Here is a 15123-nt window from a genome sequence, read left to right as displayed (position 1 = left end):
GCGCGAACGTCGGTCAGGCCAGGCCGGCCGCCAGCGCGGCGGCAACCGAACCGACCACCAGCACGACGCCGACCGTACGGCGCTTGTTCAGCTCGGTCCACAGCAGCACGCCCGTCAGCGACAGCAGGATCAGCGAGCCTGCGATCGTGTCCATCAGCAGCACCCAGCCGAGCTTCATCCCGACGCCGCGATGCAGGTTGTTCAGCGTCGTCAGGAACGTGTTGCCCGTGCGTTTCACGGACACGTAGCCGTTGCCGACCCAGTACTCGCCCTGCAGGTTCTGGTGCGGCCCGAACACGCCGAATTGCCAGTGTTCGGGCTGCATCACGCGCTTGTCGCCCCACGCGACGGCCTGCGCAGGCTCCTTGCGCATGCGGCCCGGCTTGCCGTCGAAATGCAGCTCCTGTTGCAGCCACTTCGTCATCGCGGCAGGCGTCTTCGGCACCGGATCCGGCAGCGCGATCTGCATTTCCTCGACCTGCGGCTCGCCGGTCGAAATCTTCAGCGGCGGCGCGCGGTGATTCAGCAGCACGCCCGTCACGCCGAACAGCAACCCGAGCACCGCGCCCCACAGCCCGACCCAGCCGTGCACCTTGCGCAGCCACTTGATGAAGGTCGCGCGGCGCGAGCGCTGGCGGCGCGCGGCCAGTTCGTCGTCGGTCAGCGGGCGACCCGCCGGGTGCAGCACGGTGACGCCGGCGAGCGGCAGGCCCGTCTTGGGCGGGTCGATCGTTTCGGGCGCGTTCACGCGAAAGTATCCATTCGTTCAAAACGACGGGCGGCGCGCAGGGTGTGCGCGCCGCCCGGGCAGCATGAAAATGAGAATGGATATCATTACATAAATCGGAAGCCGGCTCAATCCGTGCGCATACGGAGCGGGAGGCACGGCGCACGCGCAAATTCGGACGAAAGGCACACGTTGCAATCCGAAGGCGAACGATGGATGGAAAATACCGGCAGAACGATCCCGCAAGCCACGGACAGCCTTTCGTAAGAACCCGCCCGTCGGCAGACCGCTCAGCGCAACGGCGGCAGCGGAAAACGCGGCGCGGCGTCGTCCGGCGCGGGGTCGGCGCGATCGAGCGCGTACAGCCACGCGAGCAGGTCCGCGACCGCCTGATAAAGCTGCGGCGGAATCCGGTCGTCGAGATCGACCTGCATCAGCAGCGACACCATCTCCGGCGCCGTATGCACGTACAACCCCGCATCGTGCGCGCGCGCGACGATCATCTCGGCGAGCACGCCGTAGCCCTTCGCCACCACGCGCGGCGCCGCATCGCCGCCTTTCGGATCGTAGACGAGCGCGGCCGCGCGCTTGCGCGACGTCATGCTCATGGCAGCGCCTCGTCATCGTCGCCCGGCACCCGCGCGTCGGGGCCGCCGGCCGCGCCGCGCGCGTACGCGGCGGCGGCGGCCTGCGCGGCGAACAGGTCGAAGCCGTCCGGCCCGTCGTCGACCGCGCGGATCGACAGCCCACCCACCCTGAGCCCCGATCCTTCGAGCCGCTGCCGCAGCGCGGCTTCGTGGCGCGCGAGACGGTCGGCGCCCGTCTGGTTCGCGCGCAGCCGCGCGACGAGCTGCGCGCCGTTCAGCACCAGTTCGGCATCGACCGTGCCGAGCGACGGCAGCGTCAGCGTCAGGCGCGTGCGCCATGCGATGCCGTCGCCCGTATCGTCGCCGCCGCGCGGTGCGCGATGGCCCGGCTCGTCGGGTTCGATCGTCCAGTCGAGCCGCGCGCCCGGCCACGCCTCCCCGGTCCAGCGAAACTGGTCGGTCGCGAGCGCGTCGAGTTGCTGCCGAACGAGCGGCACGGCGGCCGGATGCACGGTCGCGAGCGGCTGCGCCTGCGGCTCGGACGATGCGGCGGCCAGCTCGGCCCGCGCGGGCGTCCAGCGCGTATCGGTGTGCGCGGCCAGCGGATCGGCGGGGTCGAGCGGCGACGATGCGCTCTGCCGGGCGGCCGCCGGCGCGGCCTGCGCCGGGTCGCGTGCAGGCGCGCCGCCGCCCTGGGGCGGCGGGGGCGCGCTGGCCCGTGCGGTGGCCGGCAGCGGCGGGCGCTGCGCGAGCAGTTCGTCGAGCACGTCGGTCGGCTCGTGCGGAACGGCTTGCGGGTCGGCCGGCGCGAGCGCGGTCGCGAGGCGCGCCTGCGGCTCGCGCAACAGCGCCGCGAGCGGACGCTGGCCGGCCAGCCACTGCGCGAGATGGGATTCGTAGAAGAGGCCGCTTTCGCTCACGGCCTGCGCGAGCGCCGCGCGCAACGCCGCGACCGGCGGCGGCGCGGCCGCCTCGCGCGCCGCCGCGGTGGACGACGCTTCGGCGGAAGCGGGCGTAGAGGACGCCGCGGGACTGGACGCAGCCGGCACGCGCGCCGGCGCGGGCGTATCGGCGAGCAGCACGGCGGGATCGGCCAGCAGCGGTAGCCGACCGACGATCGCCGGCGTCGCATCGCCGCCCGAGCGCGAAATCGCGTCGAGCGCGCGCCCGACCTCGGACAGCGCGGTCTGCGTGGAAGCCGGCGGCGCGGCGGGCGGACTGCCGGCCGACGGCGAGGACGACGCGCCGGCGCCCGGCGTGCCGACCTGCGAGGTCGCGCCGCCGCCGGCGGGCGCCGATACGGTGCCGGTCAGCAAGCTGTCGAGGCGGCTCGCCAGCAGCGCGGCCGCAACGGAGTCGATACCGGTCATGATCGGAGCCTGCTCACCTTGGGGTCCGTTTGCGTGGGCAAACGGACCGACACATCGTTGCGAATCCGGCGCGGCACACCGGCGCCGCCCGCGGGAACGGCGCGCGCCGCGTACGGCACCGGGCCCGGGCGCCTCGCGCCCGTCTTCCGGACGACGGCCCTATCCGCGCGCGCGATAGAGATCGGTCAATACCTGGGTCGAGCGCCGCGCCTCGAACAGCGCGGACAGCCGCGCGACGTCCGGGCTCACGAGATCGCGGATCGCGGCGTCGTCGGCCAGGATGCGGCGGATCAGGTCGAGCTTGCGGCCGAGATCCGATTCGTCGAGCGCGACGCCCGGATCGGCCTCCTTCAATCCGTCCACGAGCTGCATGAATTCGGCCTGCAACCCCGGCAACGCGTTCCAGTCGGCGCCGCGCGCGGCGCACAGCATCCGGTTCGACACGGCGGCGAGCGCCTCGTAACGCGCGAAGTATTCGGCCTTGTGATTCATCGTGATGCTTCCGCTGCCTGTTGCGCGGCCATCCGCGCGACTTCCGGGGCGATGCCCGTCCATGCTTCCTCGAGCGTCGCGAGCAAGCCGTCGACCTCGACCAGCATCGCGTCGCTCGCCTGCGCGTTCGCTTCCAGCAGGCGCCGGCCGATATACGCATACAGCGCATGGAGCCGGTCGGCGATCTCGCCGCCCGCGTCGCGGTTCAGCGACGCCTGCAGGCCGCTCTCGACGATTCGGATCGCCTTGCCGATCGCTTCGCCGCGGCCGGCTACGTTGTCCTGTTGCAAATGCATGCGCGCCAGCGCGATCGCCTGCCGCGCCCCCTGGTACAGCATCGCGATCAGCCGATGCGGGGAGGCGCCCATCACCCCGGTCTCGACGCCGACACGCGCGTACGCACTGGCTCCAGCGTGTCCTGGGGAAAACATGCGCTTCTCCTTTATTTGCCTTGGCTATGCGGGAGCCGCCGCCGTGCGTCGCACGGCGCGGCCTTCACCGGAGTTATCGGAAGGGATTTGAAAAGCTTTAGGTGCGCCGGGGCTGCCGGCGGGCCAGCGTCGCCGGCCCGTTGGCCCCGTTCCGCAAGCGCCGGATCGTCGTCGGAAGGCCGCCCCCGGATGCCCGTCGCCTCACACCGACATCTGCATGATGTCGTTGTAAGCGCTCACTAGCTTGTTGCGGACCTGGAGCCCGAACTGGAAGCCGATATTGGCTTTCTGCATGTCGACCATCACGTCGTTCAGCGAGATGTTCGGCGCGCCGACCTCGAACGCCTTCGCCTCGCCGAGCGCGCGCTGCTGGTCGCCGCTGATCTTGTCGAGCGACGCCTTCATCGCGCTCGCGAACGTGCCGGCCGTCGCCGCGCCCGAGCCGGCCAGCGCCGCCGTCGGGCTCGCGACGCCGCCGGACGCCTGCGCGGCCATCGACTGCATCTGTTGCAACACCGAACCGATTCCGCTGACGTTCGCAGTCATGCTGTCCCCAGACCTAGAGAAGTGACCCGGACGCGCCGGGCGTTTCCGCCGGCGCCGCACCACGCGCACCATGCCGGATCGCGAAAAAGGATAGCAGCGCGGCGCGCGTCAAAGCCGAGAAAGTACGGGGGAAACCCCGCTCTTTTCGGTCGATCGGAGTGCGCCGCGGGTCACGATAATCGCATCGTGTCATTGTCCGCCCGCTCGCCCGAGCGAGCTCAGTCGCCCCGCTCCGGAGAAACTCGACGCATGGATTCGCAGGCCAACTCGCTGATCAACCCAGACGCCCGCGCGGGCCTCAGCCCGGCGTCCGGCGCCGCCGCGGCCGCCGCGTTGCCGGGCGCGGGCGGCGCAGGCGCGGACTTCGGGCTGGGCGGCTTCGCCGAACGCATTCCCGGCATCTCGCGGATGAAGGGCAACCCGAAGCTGCCGTTCGTGATCGCCGTCGCGTTCGCGATCGCCGCGATCACCGCGCTCGTGCTGTGGAGCCGGGCGCCCGACTACCGCGTGCTGTACAGCAACCTGTCGGACCGCGACGGCGGCGCGATCATCGCCGCGCTCCAGCAGGCAAACGTGCCGTACAAGTTCGCCGATGCCGGCGGCGCGATCCTCGTGCCGTCGAACCAGGTGCACGAAACGCGGCTGAAGCTCGCCGCGATGGGGCTGCCGAAGGGCGGCTCGGTCGGCTTCGAGCTGATGGACAACCAGAAATTCGGCATCAGCCAGTTCGCCGAGCAGATCAACTACCAGCGCGCGCTCGAAGGCGAGCTGCAGCGCACCATCGAATCGATCAACGCCGTGCGCGGCGCGCGCGTGCATCTCGCGATCCCGAAGCCGTCGGTGTTCGTGCGCGACAAGGAAGCGCCGAGCGCGTCGGTGTTCGTCGACCTCTACCCGGGCCGCGTGCTCGACGAGGGCCAGGTGCAGGCGATCACGCGGATGGTGTCGTCCGGCGTGCCCGACATGCCGGCGAAGAACGTGACGATCGTCGACCAGGACGGCAACCTGCTGACCCAGACCGCGTCGGCTTCCGGCCTCGACGCGAGCCAGCTCAAGTACGTGCAGCAGGTCGAGCACAACACGCAGAAGCGCATCGACGCGATCCTCGCGCCGATCTTCGGCGCCGGCAACGCGCGTTCGCAGGTCAGCGCGGATCTCGATTTCTCGAAGATCGAGCAGACGTCGGAAAGCTACGGCCCGAACGGCACGCCGCAGCAGGCCGCGATCCGCAGCCAGCAGACCAGCAGTGCGACCGAACTCGCGCAAGGCGGCGCGTCGGGCGTGCCGGGCGCGCTGTCGAACACGCCGCCGCAGCCGGCTTCCGCGCCGATCGTCGCCGGCAACGGCCAGAACGCGCCGCAGACGACGCCGGTCAGCGACCGCAAGGACCAGACGACCAACTACGAGCTCGACAAGACGATCCGCCATACCGAACAGCCGATGGGCAGCGTGAAGCGGCTGTCGGTCGCGGTCGTCGTCAACTACCAGCCGGTCGCCGACGCGAAGGGCCACGTGACGATGCAGCCGCTGCCGCCCGCGAAGCTCGCGCAGGTCGAACAGCTCGTGAAGGACGCGATGGGCTACGACGCGAAGCGCGGCGACTCGGTCAACGTCGTGAACAGCGCGTTCTCGACCGCGAGCGACCCGTATGCCGACCTGCCGTGGTGGCGCCAGCCCGACATGATCGCGATGGCGAAGGAAGCCGCGAAGTGGCTCGGCATCGCGGCGGCCGCGGCGGCGCTCTACTTCATGTTCGTGCGCCCGGCGATGCGCCGCGCGTTCCCGCCGCCCGAGCCGGCCGCGCCGGCGCTCGCGGCGCCGGACGAAGCGGTCGCGCTCGACGGCCTGCCCGCGCCGGAAAAGGCGGCGGAGGAAGCCGATCCGCTGCTGCTCGGCTTCGAAAACGAGAAGAACCGCTACGAACGCAACCTCGACTACGCGCGCACGATCGCCCGCCAGGATCCGAAGATCGTCGCCACCGTCGTGAAGAACTGGGTGTCCGATGAACGCTGAAGGCTTGACCAAGAGCGCGCTGCTGCTGATGTCGATCGGCGAGGAAGAAGCCGCGCAGGTATTCAAGTTCCTCGCGCCGCGCGAGGTCCAGAAGATCGGCGCCGCGATGGCCGCGCTGAAGAACGTCACGCGCGAGCAGGTCGAGGACGTGCTGCAGGAGTTCGTGAAGGAAGCCGAGCAGCACACCGCGCTGTCGCTCGATTCGAGCGAGTACATCCGCTCGGTGCTGACGAAGGCGCTCGGCGAGGACAAGGCCGGCGTGCTGATCGACCGTATCCTGCAGGGCAGCGACACGAGCGGCATCGAAGGCCTCAAATGGATGGATTCGGGCGCGGTGGCCGAACTGATCAAGAACGAGCATCCGCAGATCATCGCGACGATCCTCGTGCACCTCGACCGCGACCAGGCCTCGGAAATCGCGTCGTGCTTCACCGAACGGCTGCGTAACGACGTGCTGCTGCGGATCGCGACGCTCGACGGCATCCAGCCGGCCGCGCTGCGCGAGCTCGACGACGTGCTCACGGGCCTGCTGTCCGGCAGCGACAACCTGAAGCGCAGCCCGATGGGCGGCATCCGCACCGCGGCCGAGATCCTGAACTTCATGACGAGCGTGCACGAGGAAGGCGTGCTCGAAAGCGTGCGCCAGTACGACGCCGATCTCGCGCAGAAGATCATCGACCAGATGTTCGTGTTCGAGAACCTGCTCGACCTCGAGGACCGCGCGATCCAGATGGTGTTGAAGGAAGTCGAGTCGGAAACGCTGATCGTCGCGCTCAAGGGTGCGCCGCCGGCGCTGCGCCAGAAGTTCCTGGCGAACATGTCGCAACGCGCGGCCGAACTGCTCGCCGAGGATCTCGACGCGCGCGGCCCGGTGCGCGTGTCCGAAGTCGAGACGCAGCAGCGCCGCATCCTGCAGATCGTGCGCAACCTCGCCGAGAGCGGCCAGATCGCGATCGGCGGCAAGGCGGAAGACGCGTATGTCTGATTCGGCGAGCGAGCGCGTGGGCACCCTCACCGCGTACCAGCGGTGGGAGATGGCGTCGTTCGACCCGCCGCCGCCCCCGCCGCCGCCCGACGACGCGGCCGCCGCCGCCGCCGCGCTCGCGGAGGAACTGCAGCGCGTGCGCGACGCCGCGCACGCCGAAGGCCATGCGGCCGGCCACGTCGAAGGCCAGGCGCTCGGCTACCAGGCCGGTTTCGAGCAGGGCCGCGAACAGGGTTTCGACGCCGGCCGGGCCGACGCCCGCGAACAGGCCGCGCAGCTCGCGGCGCTCGCCGCTTCGTTCCGCGAAGCCGTATCGGCGGTCGAACACGATCTCGCGTCCGACCTCGCGCAACTCGCGCTCGACATCGCGCAGCAGGTCGTGCGCCAGCACGTGAAACACGACCCGGCCGCGCTGGTCGCCGCCGTGCGCGACGTGCTCGCGGCCGAGCCCGCGCTGTCCGGCGCGCCGCATCTCGCGGTGAATCCGGCCGACCTGCCGGTCGTCGAAGCGTACCTGCAGGACGAACTCGACACGCTCGGCTGGAACGTGCGCACCGACGCGTCGATCGAGCGAGGCGGCTGCCGCGCGCACGCCGCGACCGGCGAGGTCGACGCGACGCTGCCCACCCGCTGGCAGCGCGTCGCCGCCGCGATCGGCAAGGTGAGCGCGTGGTGACGCGCGTGCCCGACGCGCTCGCGCACGACGGCATGACGCCGCTCGAACGCGAGCTCGCGCTCGCGTCGTTCGGGCCGGCGGCCGCGCACGATCCCGCCCACGACACCGCGCCGCATCCAGCGGCCTCGGCCGTCGCCCCGCGCGCGCCGCACAATCCGCATCTCGCACACTGGCGCACGCACCTGAACGGGCTCGCCGCGCGCAGCCGCCACGCGCTGCCGCTGCGGCCGTGCGGACGCCTCACGCGCGCGGCCGGCCTCGTGCTCGAGGCGATCGGGCTGCGCCTGTCGGTCGGCGCCGAATGCACGATCGAACTGCCGCCCGGTAGCACGCTGCCGCACGCGGAAGCCGAAGTCGTCGGGTTCGCCGGCGACCGCCTGTTCCTGATGCCGACCACCGACGTCGCCGGCGTCCTGCCCGGCGCACGCGTGTGGCCGCGCGAAAGCGCGCCTGTCACCGATCCGCTCGCGGGCGCGAAGCGGCTGCCGGTCGGCTGGGAGATGCTCGGGCGCGTCGTCGACGCGTCGGGCCGCCCGCTCGACGGCCTCGGCCCGCTCGCGTCGAAGGTCGACGCGCCGCTGTCGGCGCCGTCGATCAACCCGCTCGATCGCGAGCCGATCCATCACGTGCTCGACGTCGGCGTGCGCGCGATCAACGCGCTGCTCACCGTCGGCCGCGGCCAGCGGATGGGCCTGTTCGCGGGCTCCGGCGTCGGCAAGTCGGTGCTGCTCGGTACGATGGCGCGCTACACGAGCGCGGAAGTGATCGTGATCGGCCTGATCGGCGAGCGCGGCCGCGAAGTGAAGGAATTCATCGAACAGATCCTCGGCGAGGACGGGCTCGCGCGCTCGGTCGTCGTCGCGGCGCCGGCCGACGTGTCGCCGCTCTTGCGGATGCAGGGCGCCGCGTACGCGACGTCGCTCGCCGAGTATTTCCGCGACCAGGGCAAGCACGTGCTGCTGCTGATGGATTCGCTCACGCGCTACGCGATGGCGCAGCGCGAGATCGCGCTGGCGATCGGCGAGCCGCCCGCGACGAAAGGCTATCCGCCGTCGGTGTTCGCGAAGCTGCCCGCGCTCGTCGAGCGCACCGGCAACGGGCCCGAAGGCGGCGGCTCGATCACCGCGTTCTACACGGTGCTGACCGAAGGCGACGACCAGCAGGACCCGATCGCCGATTCGGCGCGCGCGATCCTCGACGGCCACATCGTGCTGTCGCGCGCGCTCGCCGAGGCCGGCCACTATCCCGCGATCGACATCGAGGCGTCGATCAGCCGCGCGATGACCGCGCTGATCGACGAAACGCATCTCGACCACGTGCGGCAGTTCAAGCAGATGCTGTCGCGCTACCAGCGCAATCGCGACCTGATCGCGGTCGGCGCCTACGCACCCGGCCGCGACGCCCAGCTCGACCGCGCGATCGCGCTCTACCCGCGCATCGAGGCATTCCTGCAGCAGGGCTTTCGCGAATGCGCGCCGTTCGCATCGAGCCTCGCCGCGCTCGATGCGCTGTTCGACGCTTACGGAGGCTGATCCCGATGGCTCACGGCTTTCCCCTTCAGTTGCTGCTCGACCGCGCGCAGGATGACCTCGATTCGGCCGCGAAGCAGCTCGGCACCGCGCAGCGCGACCGCACCGCGGCGGCCGAACAGCTCGACGCGCTGCTGCGCTATCGCGACGAATATCACGCGCGCTTCGCGCAATCGGCGCGGAGCGGGATGCCGGCCGGCAACTGGCGCAATTTCCAGGCGTTCATCGACACGCTCGATGCGGCGATCGCGCAGCAGCGCACCGTGCTCGCCGCGGCCGAAGTCCGCATCGACGAGGCGCGCCCGAACTGGCAGCAGAAGAAACGTACCGTCGGCTCGTATGAAATCCTGCAGGCGCGCGGCATCGCGCAGGAAGCGCGGCGCGACGCCCGGCGCGAACAGCGCGACGCCGACGAACATGCCGCGAAGATCCTGCGCATGCGGGCCGACGCGGCCCGTTCGTCGTAACCGACCACCGCATTCGAACGAGAGAACCGCCATGCCTCCCCTGCCCCTGCTCGGTGCGCTGCTCGACACCGCCGGCGCCGCACTCAAGGCCGCCCGCGGCTCGAGTGCGTCCGCCGCCAGCGATGCGTCGGCCGCCGCGAGCGCCGTGCCGTTCGCGCAGACGCTGAAGCAAAGCGTCGCCACGCGCGGCGATACGGCCAACGCCGGTACGCCGGACGTGTCGACCCAACAGGTTTCGTCGAAGCCGGCCGCCGGCGCGAAGCCGTCCGGCACGAACGACGACGACGCGGCCGACGATACGACCGCGAACGCCGCCGCCAACCCCGATGCCGCAGCACTCGCGGCCGCCGCCGCCGTACAGGCGCAACTGCAGGCACGCCCGGACCCTGCGACACCGGCCGACGCGGCGAGCGCCGCTGCCACGACGCAAAAGACGGCCGTGTCCGGCCAACCGGACGCCACGGCGATGCTCGCCCACCACGCGAGTCAGGACGCGGCCGCCGAGCCGAGCGATCCGGCATCGAGCCGCGACGCGCTGCAAGCGGCGCTCGCCAAGCTGACGGGCGGCGCGGGCGCGATCGCGATGCCGGTGACCGGCGCGGCCGCCTCCACCACGCCGACGGCGCCGGCAGCGACCGCGTCGACCGCCGCCGCGCCGCCGACACCGAAAGTGCCGACCGTCGACCGCACGCTCGCCGATGCGAAAGGCGCGCTCGCCTCCCAGCAGACGCCGACTCAGCTCACGCCGCAAGCGCTGCAGGCCGACGCGAACGCGCAGTCCGGCTCACAGCACGCGCTCGCGGCGGCCGGCAACGCGACGGACCCGGCCGCCAGCGCGACGCTCGCGGCCGGCGCAACGGCTGCCGCCGCCGCGCAGGCGAACCTGCAACTGTCGCCGGCCGCCGGCGCGATCGCCGCCGCCAACGCGCACGCGCTCGCGCCGCACGTCGGCACGGCCGACTGGACGGATGCGCTGAGCCAGAAAGTGGTGTTCCTGTCGAATGCACACCAGCAGAGCGCCGAGCTGACGCTCAACCCGCCCGATCTCGGGCCGCTGCAGGTCGTGCTGCGCGTCGCGGACAATCACGCGCACGCGCTGTTCGTGTCGCAGCACGCGCAGGTGCGCGACGCGGTCGAAGCCGCGCTGCCGAAGCTGCGCGAGGCGATGGAAGCGGGCGGGCTCGGGCTCGGCAGCGCGACCGTCAGCGACGGCGGCCTCGCTTCGCAGCAACAGCAGCCCAACCCGCAGCAGACCTTCGCCGGCGGCCAGTCGTCGCGACGCGGGACCGGCGGACCGTCAGCCGTCGATGCACCCGCCGACGCCGCGCCATCCGCACCGGTCGCCGCACGCGCGAGCCGCGCCGGCCTCGTGGATACGTTTGCCTGAGCATGACCGCCGCCGTGCGCGCCGCGCCTAGCGGCCGTGCACCGCGGCAGCCGCCTCGCCGCGCGGCACGCCGCTGCGCCGCGCCGCGACGATGAAGTCGGCCGCGCGTTCGCCGATCATCACCGACGGCGCATTCGTGTTCCCGCCGATCAGCGTCGGCATCACCGACGCATCCACCACGCGCAGCGCGTCGACGCCGCGCACGCGCAGTTGCGGACCGACGACCGCGCGCGCATCGGCGCCCATCCGGCAGGTGCCGACCGGGTGATAGATCGTGTCCGCATGCGCGACGATCGTCGCGCGCAGTTCCGCTTCGCTCTGGTCCGGCCGCGTGTACAGCTCGCGCCCGCCCTGCGACGCGAGCGGCGCCTGCGACAGGATGCGCCGCATCGCCTGCGCGCCGCGCACCAGCAGGTCGAGATCGCGCGAATCGCTGAAGAAGCGCGGATCGATCAGCGGCGCGTCGCGCGCATCGCCGCTCGCGAGCGCGACCGTGCCGCGGCTGAACGGCCGCAATGCGCACACGTGCAGCGAATAGCCGAAACCCCAATGCATCTTGCGGTTGTGATCGTCGACGAGCGCCGTGCAGAAATGCAGTTGCAGGTCGGGACGCTCGAGCGACGGATCGCTCTTGATGAAGCCGCCGGCCTCCGCGACGTTGCTCGTCATCATCCCCGTGCGGCTCGAGAAATAGCGCGCGAGCGCCGGCGTCATCTTCGCGATGCCGCGCAGGCACACGCCGACCAGCTCCGACGAATTCACGCGCGTGTTGATGATGAAGTCGATGTGGTCGATCAGGTTCGTGCCGACGTCCGGCGCATCCTGCACGACCGCGATCCCGTGCCGGCGCAATTGCTCCGCCGGGCCGATCCCGGAACACATCAGCAGTTGCGGCGAATTGAACGCGCCGGCCGACAGGATCACTTCCGCGCGCGCGCCGAGCGTCTCGATCCGCCCGTTGCGCGACACGACGACGCCGACCGCGCGCTTGCCGTCGAACCCGACGCGCAGCGCCGTCGCATCGGTGATCACGTGCAGGTTCGGCCGGTTGCGGCCGTAGATGTACGCGCGCGCCACGCTGCAGCGCGAGCCGTCGCGATGCGTGACCTGATAGAAGCCGACGCCTTCCTGCTTCGCGCCGTTGAAGTCGTCGTTCAGCGGATAGCCGGCCGCGTGCGCGGCCTGGATGAATCGTTCGGAGAACGGATTGCGAAAGCGCAGATCCGACACCGACAGCGGGCCGTCCGCGCCGTGCCACGCGTCGGCGCCGCGCTCGTTGCCTTCCGCGCGGCGGAAATACGGCAGCACGTCCTGCCAGCCCCAGCCCGTCGCGCCGAGTTGCGCCCACTCGTCGTAGTCGCCCGGGTGGCCGCGCGTGTAGATCATCGCGTTGATCGCGCTCGAGCCGCCCATCCCGCGCCCGCGCGGTTGATACCCGCGCCGCCCGCCGAGGCCCGGCTGCGGCACCGTCTCGTAGCCGTAGTTGGTGCCGAGCTTGAACGGCACCAGCGCCGCGATGCCGACCGGCATGTTGACGAGCAGGTTGCGCTCCGTATGCGAGCCGGCCTCGATCAGCGCGATCGTCGCATCGGGGCAGGCATCGGCGAGACGGCCGGCGAGGCTCGAGCCGCCCGAACCGCCGCCGACGATGATGTAGTCGTATTGCATGTCACGTCTCCGTCGTGTCATGGAAGGCGCCCGGCACCGCCGCGCGACCGCGTCTCCTCTTGTGTTCGGGCATTGTAGGAATGGCCGTCGCGTGCGCGGCGCGCGGATTCAAGAGCGATTCCTCTAAACGCCCGCGTGAACTAAATTTAAGATGTACCGATACGCTTCGCGCGATGTACCGGCCACGAGAAGCCGATTCGTCGCGAAACGGGAGGAACGACGATGCAGCGCCGGATTCTGCAGGCCGCGTGTCGACCGGGTGATCACGAGGTCGCGCGCGCGGCCCGTATTTCATTTCAAACGACGGCCCGCGCGACGATGCTCGGCATCATGCGTGCGGTCGGTCGAAATCGAACGGCGCGTGTCGTCGTCGACCGTTTGGACGGTGAGTCGGCGCCGCTGCACGATGCACGGCGGTGCGCGGTCGCATACGCGTCGCGCTACCCGGTCGCGGTGCGCGGGCAGACGATCGCGAGAAGTTATCGCGTGCCCGCTCGTCACCGTATCGAGTCGCGCGCGCAGGCCGTGCGGCACGATTTTCGGGCGCGCGCACCGTCGCGCGGATACGACGCCTGCCGCGTGCCGCCACCGGTTTTCGAGCACCCGTCGCATCCGGCCCCATGCCGCGCGACACGCATCACCCGATCCGCGTCGCCGCGCTCGCCGAGCGTGCGCGTGCGGCGTGACGGCCGGCCGATCGGCCAGGCCCAACTGGAGGAGACGACATGAAGAACGACCTGCCCGAACTGGCCCCGCAAGCACTGCCGTCGGTCGATGCGCTGACGTCGCTGCTGCACGACCAGCGCGCGGCGTACCTGCGCGCACCGTACCCGGCATGGGACACGCGTGCGCAGCACCTGCGCGCGCTGCGCACGATGCTGATCGACCACGCGGATGCGCTCGCCGACGCGATCAGCGCCGATTTCGGCCATCGCGCGAAACAGGAAGTGCTGCTGTCGGAAATCTGGATGGCGAAGGAAGAGATCGACGACGCGCTGAAGCACGGCAAGCGCTGGATGAAGCCGATCCGCAAGCCGATGAACAAGTGGCTGCGCCCGGCGCGCGCGAAGGTGATCCCGCAACCGCTCGGCGTGGTCGGCATCGTCGTGCCGTGGAACTACCCGGTGCTGCTCGCGGCGGGCCCGCTGATCTGCGCGCTCGCCGCCGGCAACCGCGCGATCGTCAAGATGTCCGAACTGACGCCGCACACGTCGGCGTTGTTCGAGCAGCTCGTCGGCAAGACCTTCGCGCGCGACCACGTCGCGGTCGTGAACGGCGACGCGGAGGTCGGCGCCGCATTCAGCGCGCTGCCGTTCGATCATCTGCTGTTCACCGGCTCGACGCACGTCGGCCGCCACGTGATGCGCGCGGCCGCCGACAACCTCACGCCCGTCACGCTCGAGCTCGGCGGCAAGTCGCCGGCGATCGTCGGTCCGAATGCGCGCTTCGACGCGGCCGTCGACGCGATCGTCGCCGGCAAGACGCTGAACGCCGGCCAGACCTGCATCGCGCCCGACTACGTGCTGCTGCCGCGCGGGATGGAAGGCGCGTTCATCGAACGCGCGCGAACCCGCTTCGCGAAGCTGTATCCGGACCTGGCGGCCAACGGCGACTACACGACGATCGTGTCGCCGCGTCACTACGCACGCCTGCAGCAACTCGCGAGCGACGCGCAGGCGGCCGGCGCGCAATTGCATCCGCTGTCCGACGCGCAGTCCGATCCCGTGTCGCGCCGCTTCGTGCCGTGCGCGGTCACGCAGGCGCCGGCCGCGTCGTCGCTGATGCAGGAAGAGATCTTCGGGCCGCTGCTGCCGCTCGTGCCGTACGAGCGGCTCGACGAGGCGATCGCGTACGTCAATGCGCGCCCGCGTCCGCTCGCGCTGTACCTGTTCGACGAGGATCGCGGCACGATCGACCGCGTGATGCGCGAAACGGTCTCGGGCGGCGTATCGATCAACGAAACGCTGATGCACATCGCGTGCGGCAGCTTGCCGTTCGGCGGCGTCGGTGCGAGCGGCATGGGCGCGTATCACGGCTACGACGGCTTCGTGACGTTCTCGAAGATGAAGCCGGTGCTCACGCAGGCGCGGCTGAACGCACGCAACCTGCTCGCGCCGCCGTACGGCAAACGCTTCGCCGCGCTGATCAAGCTGATGCTGAAATTCTGAGCCGGCCGGGCCGCACGCACGCGTCGCGTTGCGGCCCTTGCGAGCCTGACGCGCGGCACCATGCCGCGCACGCAGCC

At 70.9% G+C, this 15123-nt stretch carries 15 protein-coding genes; 8 read left to right on the top strand and 7 right to left on the bottom strand.

Going from position 1 to position 15123, the window contains the following annotated elements; all coding sequences use genetic code 11:
* Positions 1 to 13: 13 nt before the first annotated feature.
* From WS95_RS16775 to fliE, 6 genes are all read right to left on the bottom strand, one after another.
* The gene (locus tag WS95_RS16775; RefSeq protein WP_059824720.1) at positions 14 to 748 is read right to left on the bottom strand and encodes a PepSY-associated TM helix domain-containing protein; all 735 of its coding nucleotides are present in this window, start codon (positions 746 to 748) and stop codon (positions 14 to 16) included.
* A 269-nt stretch (positions 749 to 1017) separates the two neighbouring features.
* Positions 1018 to 1335, bottom strand: a complete 318-nt coding sequence (locus tag WS95_RS16770) for an EscU/YscU/HrcU family type III secretion system export apparatus switch protein (RefSeq protein ID WP_059824719.1) — start codon at positions 1333 to 1335, stop codon at positions 1018 to 1020.
* A complete protein-coding gene (gene fliK / locus WS95_RS16765) occupies positions 1332 to 2684 on the bottom strand; it encodes a flagellar hook-length control protein FliK (protein WP_059824717.1) in 1353 nt (450 codons plus the stop codon). Before fliK ends, WS95_RS16770 begins: the two co-directional genes overlap by 4 nt.
* Positions 2685 to 2843: 159 nt before the next feature.
* Positions 2844 to 3176 carry a flagellar protein FliT gene (locus tag WS95_RS16760; RefSeq protein ID WP_059824716.1) on the bottom strand — a complete coding sequence of 111 codons (333 nt, stop codon included), beginning with the start codon at positions 3174 to 3176 and terminating at the stop codon, positions 2844 to 2846.
* Positions 3173 to 3607, bottom strand: coding sequence for a flagellar export chaperone FliS (fliS, locus tag WS95_RS16755; RefSeq protein WP_034208645.1), 435 nt, complete (start codon positions 3605 to 3607; stop codon positions 3173 to 3175). The genes WS95_RS16760 and fliS overlap by 4 nt, the downstream gene beginning before the upstream one ends.
* A gap of 201 nt (positions 3608 to 3808) precedes the next feature.
* Positions 3809 to 4153 carry a flagellar hook-basal body complex protein FliE gene (gene fliE, locus WS95_RS16750; RefSeq protein ID WP_034208646.1) on the bottom strand — a complete coding sequence of 115 codons (345 nt, stop codon included), beginning with the start codon at positions 4151 to 4153 and terminating at the stop codon, positions 3809 to 3811.
* Between the two features lie 249 nt (positions 4154 to 4402).
* Here fliE and fliF point away from each other — a divergent pair, with 249 nt between their 5' ends.
* Genes fliF through WS95_RS16720 form a run of 6 tightly spaced genes read left to right on the top strand, consistent with a single transcriptional unit; the run spans position 4403 to position 11210 of the window.
* A complete protein-coding gene (gene fliF / locus WS95_RS16745) occupies positions 4403 to 6166 on the top strand; it encodes a flagellar basal-body MS-ring/collar protein FliF (protein WP_034208647.1) in 1764 nt (587 codons plus the stop codon).
* Positions 6156 to 7151: a flagellar motor switch protein FliG gene (gene fliG, locus WS95_RS16740; protein WP_034208648.1), complete on the top strand. Its 996-nt coding sequence runs from the start codon at positions 6156 to 6158 to the stop codon at positions 7149 to 7151. Before fliF ends, fliG begins: the two co-directional genes overlap by 11 nt.
* The gene (fliH, locus tag WS95_RS16735) at positions 7144 to 7827 is read left to right on the top strand and encodes a flagellar assembly protein FliH (RefSeq protein WP_059824714.1); all 684 of its coding nucleotides are present in this window, start codon (positions 7144 to 7146) and stop codon (positions 7825 to 7827) included. The genes fliG and fliH overlap by 8 nt, the downstream gene beginning before the upstream one ends.
* A 32-nt stretch (positions 7828 to 7859) precedes the next feature.
* A complete protein-coding gene (gene fliI, locus WS95_RS16730) occupies positions 7860 to 9359 on the top strand; it encodes a flagellar protein export ATPase FliI (protein ID WP_373557156.1) in 1500 nt (499 codons plus the stop codon).
* 5 nt (positions 9360 to 9364) lie between these two features.
* Positions 9365 to 9823, top strand: a complete 459-nt coding sequence (gene fliJ / locus WS95_RS16725; protein WP_059824711.1) for a flagellar export protein FliJ — start codon at positions 9365 to 9367, stop codon at positions 9821 to 9823.
* A gap of 31 nt (positions 9824 to 9854) precedes the next feature.
* Entirely contained in the window at positions 9855 to 11210 is a 1356-nt protein-coding gene (locus WS95_RS16720) for a flagellar hook-length control protein FliK (protein ID WP_059824709.1), read from the top strand.
* A 27-nt stretch (positions 11211 to 11237) separates the two neighbouring features.
* Here the strand turns inward: WS95_RS16720 and WS95_RS16715 are convergent, their stop codons facing one another.
* Positions 11238 to 12878, bottom strand: a complete 1641-nt coding sequence (locus WS95_RS16715; protein WP_059824708.1) for a GMC family oxidoreductase — start codon at positions 12876 to 12878, stop codon at positions 11238 to 11240.
* A 318-nt stretch (positions 12879 to 13196) separates the two neighbouring features.
* Between WS95_RS16715 and WS95_RS34855 the strand changes: the two genes are divergently transcribed.
* Both WS95_RS34855 and WS95_RS16705 read left to right on the top strand, forming a co-directional pair.
* Positions 13197 to 13607 carry a hypothetical protein gene (locus WS95_RS34855; RefSeq protein WP_059824705.1) on the top strand — a complete coding sequence of 137 codons (411 nt, stop codon included), beginning with the start codon at positions 13197 to 13199 and terminating at the stop codon, positions 13605 to 13607.
* The gene (locus WS95_RS16705; RefSeq protein ID WP_059824704.1) at positions 13604 to 15046 is read left to right on the top strand and encodes a coniferyl aldehyde dehydrogenase; all 1443 of its coding nucleotides are present in this window, start codon (positions 13604 to 13606) and stop codon (positions 15044 to 15046) included. The genes WS95_RS34855 and WS95_RS16705 overlap by 4 nt, the downstream gene beginning before the upstream one ends.
* The last annotated feature ends 77 nt before the right edge of the window (positions 15047 to 15123 follow it).

The sequence above is a fragment of the Burkholderia sp. MSMB1826 genome (genome assembly GCF_001526325.1).
GTDB lineage: Bacteria > Pseudomonadota > Gammaproteobacteria > Burkholderiales > Burkholderiaceae > Burkholderia.
Note: the sequence above shows the minus strand (reverse complement) of the source record. Positions and strands in the feature narration are given on the sequence as shown.

What these genes read in the sequence shown, in the direction of transcription:
- fliJ (WP_059824711.1), top strand. Translation starts at nt 9,365, where the DNA reads ATGGCTCACGGCTTTCCCCTTCAGTTGCTGCTCGACCGCGCGCAGGAT.
- WS95_RS16760 (WP_059824716.1), bottom strand. Translation starts at nt 3,176, where the DNA reads ATGAATCACAAGGCCGAATACTTCGCGCGTTACGAGGCGCTCGCCGCC.
- WS95_RS16715 (WP_059824708.1), bottom strand. Translation starts at nt 12,878, where the DNA reads ATGCAATACGACTACATCATCGTCGGCGGCGGTTCGGGCGGCTCGAGC.
- fliH (WP_059824714.1), top strand. Translation starts at nt 7,144, where the DNA reads ATGTCTGATTCGGCGAGCGAGCGCGTGGGCACCCTCACCGCGTACCAG.
- fliS (WP_034208645.1), bottom strand. Translation starts at nt 3,607, where the DNA reads ATGTTTTCCCCAGGACACGCTGGAGCCAGTGCGTACGCGCGTGTCGGC.
- WS95_RS16705 (WP_059824704.1), top strand. Translation starts at nt 13,604, where the DNA reads ATGAAGAACGACCTGCCCGAACTGGCCCCGCAAGCACTGCCGTCGGTC.
- fliF (WP_034208647.1), top strand. Translation starts at nt 4,403, where the DNA reads ATGGATTCGCAGGCCAACTCGCTGATCAACCCAGACGCCCGCGCGGGC.
- WS95_RS16720 (WP_059824709.1), top strand. Translation starts at nt 9,855, where the DNA reads ATGCCTCCCCTGCCCCTGCTCGGTGCGCTGCTCGACACCGCCGGCGCC.
- fliK (WP_059824717.1), bottom strand. Translation starts at nt 2,684, where the DNA reads ATGACCGGTATCGACTCCGTTGCGGCCGCGCTGCTGGCGAGCCGCCTC.
- WS95_RS34855 (WP_059824705.1), top strand. Translation starts at nt 13,197, where the DNA reads ATGCTCGGCATCATGCGTGCGGTCGGTCGAAATCGAACGGCGCGTGTC.
- fliI (WP_373557156.1), top strand. Translation starts at nt 7,860, where the DNA reads ATGACGCCGCTCGAACGCGAGCTCGCGCTCGCGTCGTTCGGGCCGGCG.
- WS95_RS16770 (WP_059824719.1), bottom strand. Translation starts at nt 1,335, where the DNA reads ATGAGCATGACGTCGCGCAAGCGCGCGGCCGCGCTCGTCTACGATCCG.
- fliG (WP_034208648.1), top strand. Translation starts at nt 6,156, where the DNA reads ATGAACGCTGAAGGCTTGACCAAGAGCGCGCTGCTGCTGATGTCGATC.
- fliE (WP_034208646.1), bottom strand. Translation starts at nt 4,153, where the DNA reads ATGACTGCGAACGTCAGCGGAATCGGTTCGGTGTTGCAACAGATGCAG.